The organism is Candidatus Accumulibacter vicinus (genome assembly GCF_000584955.1).
GTDB lineage: Bacteria > Pseudomonadota > Gammaproteobacteria > Burkholderiales > Rhodocyclaceae > Accumulibacter > Accumulibacter vicinus.
The window spans coordinates 1-976 of sequence record NZ_JDSS02000050.1 but is presented as its reverse complement, the minus strand read 5'-3'; the positions used below and the strand labels follow the sequence as shown (position 1 = coordinate 976).

The window sequence follows — 976 nt, the reverse complement described above, 5'->3', positions numbered from 1 at the left end:
CATGTCGCCCGCATGCGTGCCGACCATGCCGCCGCCCAGGATCTTGCCGTGGCCCCGGCCAGCATGGCCGTCTCCTGATCCTGCTTCGGGGCTGTCGTCGAACAGCAGCTTGGTGACGCCTTCGTCGCGGCCGTTGGCAATGGCGCGGCCCGAGGCCGCCCAGGGGAACAGGCCCTTCTTGACCTTGATGCCCTGCTGCTTGGCCTGGTCTTCGGTCAGGCCCACCCAGGCCACTTCGGGGTCGGTGTAGGCCACGCTGGGGATCACGCGGGCGTTGAAGGCGGCGCTGGCCAGTTCCTTGTTGCCCTGCAATTCGCCGGCGATCACTTCCGCCGCCACATGCGCCTCGTGCACCGCCTTGTGCGCCAGCATGGGCTGGCCCACGATGTCGCCGATGGCGAAGATGTGCGGCACATTGGTGCGCATCTGGATGTCCACGTTGGGGTCTCCTCGTTTTCAGTGCAATAAGTGACGGTACGAAAAGCTAGCACTGGCGCGGAGGTGGTGTTGGTAGATCGTTGATTTCATTGACTTTCCTGTTCACTTTCAAATCTGCGATTCGTGGCGTCAAACCGTGGTCGACTCGGTGAATCTGGCGCAGGAAGCGATCACCGATATCCGCAAGTATGTCGGCACTAACTTCGACACAGATTACCTGCCGCCTGCCGCCGTTGCCTACCGGGCCAAAACCAAGAACGCGCAGGAAGCGCACGAAGCCGTGCGTCCGACCGCGGTAGTCCGCACGCCGGAAGCGGTGAAGCCGTTTCTTTCGCACGACCAGGCACGGCTCTACGAATTGATCTGGAAACGCACCGTCGCCTGCCAGATGACGCCGGCGCAGTTCGACACCGTTGCCGCCGATATCACGGTGGGCGAGGGCACCTTCCGCGCGACTGGGCAGACGTTGGCGTTTGCCGGTTTCCTCGCCGTCTACCAGGATGATGAGGAAGAGGAGGAGTCCAAGCTGCCCGCACTA

General features: G+C 62.9%; 2 pseudogenes. One reads left to right on the top strand and one right to left on the bottom strand.

Annotation, left to right across the window (positions count from 1 at the left end):
* Nucleotides 1-441: pseudogene (locus CAPSK01_RS19895) on the bottom strand (FAD-dependent oxidoreductase); the annotation flags it as partial.
* 118 nt (nt 442-559) lie between these two features.
* On the opposite strand from CAPSK01_RS19895, the pseudogene CAPSK01_RS19890 reads away from it, so the two are divergent.
* A pseudogene (locus tag CAPSK01_RS19890) lies at nt 560-976 on the top strand (DNA topoisomerase); the annotation flags it as partial.